This is a genomic window from Propioniciclava sp. (genome assembly GCF_029977985.1).
Lineage (GTDB): Bacteria > Actinomycetota > Actinomycetes > Propionibacteriales > Propionibacteriaceae > Propioniciclava.
The window spans coordinates 1-3291 of sequence record NZ_JARKOT010000250.1 but is presented as its reverse complement, the minus strand read 5'-3'; the positions used below and the strand labels follow the sequence as shown (position 1 = coordinate 3291).

Sequence of the window (3291 nt, the reverse complement as noted above, 5' to 3'; positions counted from 1 at the left end):
CGACCACTTCCACCGCGTCGTCGGCGTCGGCTACAACGGGCGCGCCGCCGGCGAACCCAACGAACGGGAGTCCCTCGAGCAGGGCCAGAGCGGCTTCATCCACGCCGAGGTGAACGCCCTGCTCGCCGCCAACTGGAACGGGGAGGCGCACACCCTCTACGTCACCCACGAGCCGTGCGCCACCTGCGCGCGCCTCATCGTGAACAGCCGCCGCGTCCGCCGCGTCGTCTACCAGAACGGGTACACCGAGCAGGTGCGCGCGGCGTCCGGCCTCCCCTCGGGGGCCGCGATCCTCGCCGCCTCCAGGGTGGCCGTCGAACGGTGGGACGCCCCCCGCGGCTGACCTCAGCCCTCCCAGCGCAGCATGAGCGCCGGTGGCCGGACGCCGAGGTTCTTCCAGACGAACTCCGGCACCCGGCCGAAGAAGCCGCGCAGGAACTCCCACCACGACTCGACCGTCTCGAGGCGTCCGTCGTGATTCACGTACACGCGATCGCCCACGATCTCGAACGCGCCCGGCCGCATTCGCTGGACGAACTCCAACTGCCGCGGGTGGAACACGTCCGAGGCGAACTTGCCGTCGGCGCACCGCACCGAGAACGCCCGGTTGAAGTCCTCCGACTCGAACCGCACGCGTTCGCGGCCCCAGTCGAACGACTTGTTCAGGCTGAGGTCCACGAACGGGAAGCCGAGTTGGAACGCGCACAGGTCCTCGCGGTGGTGGTCGGTCACCGTGCGCGTCGAGGTGGAGCCGTCCGCATTCCGTTGGGTGACCTCCCGGTCGGTCTTCCACTCATGCCGCAGGGCGACGAAGCTCAGCTCGGGATCGGATCTGAACACCACGTCGCGCGCCTCGTGGTCGTAGCCGCCCCGGTGGGCACGCACGTAGTCCAGCATCGCGTCGTCCCGGGAACGGTAGGTCCAGTCCGGCCGGTCGGTGAAGCTCATCTCGGGCGGCACGGGCGGTCCGGACGCCGCCAGTTCGGGCGCTGCCAATGCGGCCGCTGCGGCAGCCACGAGCGGCACGGTCGCGGCCAGGGCGTCGGCGTCCCGGGCGCAGCCGAGCCCGACCAGGTGGGAACCGTCCACGCTGAGCGCCGCGCTCCCCCGCCTGGCCAGCGCGCTGAGCGGCTCCCCGATCGCGGCCAACGCTCGGCTGCCCCACGCCGGATCATCCGCCTGCGCCACGAGCCCGGCCGGCGCGGGCAGCCCCTCCCCGCGCGCCCCCGCGGGCAGCACCGGCGGCGTCCCCACCACGAGCCCGGGCAGCGACTGGGGCAAGGGCAGCACCACCGCGAAGTCGTCGCGGCGGTCGGTGTCGGAGGTGTACCACACGGCGACGAACGGCACCCCGTCGACCTGACCGGTGACCTGCTCGCGTACGCGGCGCCCGAGCCCGCGCCCGAACGGCGGCCGGTTGAGCCCGAACACCCCGGCCTCGCCCGGGTCGCGTGCGAACTCCCACCCACGCTCCCGGAACTGGCGCGCGTGCAGGAAGCGCAACAAGCCCCACACCGCCAGCCCGCCCACGATGAGCGCCAGCACGCCGACGATGACGCCGATGAAGGGCTCCATGGTCGGGCAGCGTACCCCGCGGGTGGTCGGGCCGATCCGATTGAGGCCAGGATGACACGGGACGATAGGATTGGTCAGCCAGACCAATCCCCGAGGAGTCCCCATGGTCACCGCCAGCACCGGCACGGAGGTCGCCGTTCATATCGAGGCCGTCGCCGTCACGGAGGCCGAGCTGGTCTTCTCCGTCGCCGTGGCCGAGGGCCCGACCATCACCGACGAGGTCATCGCCCTGACCGCCGACGGCCAGCCCGTCGACCTCGTGGAGGTGCCCGCCCCCGACGGCGGCAGGCTGCACGTCGCCCGCGTCCCGGCCGGGCCGGTCGCGTTCGACTACCGGGCGGTGACCGACGGGTCGGCCGCCGCTCTGCCCGTCACCGGCATCGACGAGATCGAGTTCCGGCGGCCGTCGCGCTACGCCGAGTCGGACAAGCTCGGCATCATCGCCTCCAAGCGCTTCGCCGGCCTGACGGGTCAGGAGCTCGTCAATGCGGTGGTCGGCTGGGTCCACGACAATCTCTTCTATGTGCCCGGCAGCAGCGGCCCGACCGACGGAGCCGTGGACACCTACCTCGCCCAGGAGGGCGTCTGCCGCGACTTCGCGCATCTGGTGATCGCGTTCCTGCGCGCATGTGGCCTGCCGGCGCGGCTCGTGTCGGTGTATGCCCCCGGTCTCGACCCGATGGATTTCCACGCCGTCGTCGAGGTTGCCCTCGAGGGACGCTGGCAGGTCGTGGACGCCACGCGCATGGCCCCACGCGCTTCGCTCCTCCCGGATCGCGAACGGACGGGACGCCTCCGACACGGCTTTTCTCACCCTCCAGTCGGGACAGGTGACCTTCGGCTCCGTGAGCGTCACCTGCTTCAGGCGCGAGGGCCTTCCAGTGGAGGATCCGCAGGCCGCGGTGCACCTGTGAGCCGCGCGAGCCGATAACGCTGTTCGATTCGATTATTGGTTGCGTCGGCTCAACCATAATTCACCTGACGGGGGTGTTTACTTCCCCGTAACCCTTCCGTTCCGATTCGACAAGCGCTAAGTTGCTGGTCAATACGGACCGATGAGAGCGCTCTCATGCACCCCCGGAACGTTCGTCCCGACGATGTGAGGAACGAACCATGACCCATCAAGCCACCTTCGCGCTGCGCCTCACCGGCGTCGTCGCCGCCTTCGGCCTGGCAGCGGCGTCGCTCGGGCTGCCCGCGCTGGCGACCGCGGCCGAGCCCGCCTCGGCACTGCCCGTGCAGCCGACGATGTACGTGTCGGCCAACGCCCCGCGCCTTGCTGCCGGTATCAACCCGCCGACCAACTCCTGGATCAGCGGCGCCGTGTTCAACAAGGAGGGCCTGTTCGCCCCGACATGGGTGGGCGGGGGGCTGGCGTTCCGCGCCCAGCCGACCAAGTTCGGGGTGGCGTTGCCCGAGCTGTGGACCTATGGAACGAAGGCCATCATCGCCAGTTGGACCCGCAACGGGGACCCTCTCGGCACCGAGAACCAGGCGGTGAGCTTCTCCCCCGCCGGCGCCAGCGACTACCGGCTGACGCGGATCGACGACATCAGCGCCGACCTCACCTGGTATGCCGGCAGCGCGGCCGTGGGCACGCTCACCGCGGTCGAGGGATGGCCCTACGTGCAGTACCGCGCCGCGTCGGCTCAGTCGGTGGCATCCGACCGCAGCCTGACTGCCGCGGGAAGCGGCCACTGGACCTGGACCGCCCCA

General features: G+C 70.9%; 4 protein-coding genes. 3 read left to right on the top strand and 1 reads right to left on the bottom strand.

Annotated elements, in window-relative coordinates:
• A partial coding sequence (locus tag Q1K57_RS13860; RefSeq protein WP_300083616.1) for a deaminase occupies nucleotides 1-343 on the top strand: 343 nt, incomplete at its 5' end.
• Nucleotides 344-345: 2 nt separating this feature from the next.
• Here the strand turns inward: Q1K57_RS13860 and Q1K57_RS13855 are convergent.
• On the bottom strand, nucleotides 346-1575 hold the full coding sequence (locus tag Q1K57_RS13855) for a hypothetical protein (protein WP_300083614.1): 1230 nt from the start codon (nucleotides 1573-1575) through the stop codon (nucleotides 346-348).
• A 103-nt stretch (nucleotides 1576-1678) separates the two neighbouring features.
• Between Q1K57_RS13855 and Q1K57_RS13850 the strand changes: the two genes are divergently transcribed.
• Together Q1K57_RS13850 and Q1K57_RS13845 are read left to right on the top strand one after the other, a co-directional pair.
• Nucleotides 1679-2506: a transglutaminase-like domain-containing protein gene (locus Q1K57_RS13850; RefSeq protein ID WP_300083612.1), complete on the top strand. Its 828-nt coding sequence runs from the start codon at nucleotides 1679-1681 to the stop codon at nucleotides 2504-2506.
• Between the two features lie 182 nt (nucleotides 2507-2688).
• Nucleotides 2689-3291, top strand: a 603-nt coding sequence (locus Q1K57_RS13845) for a hypothetical protein (RefSeq protein WP_300083610.1), incomplete at its 3' end; no start/stop codon positions are given.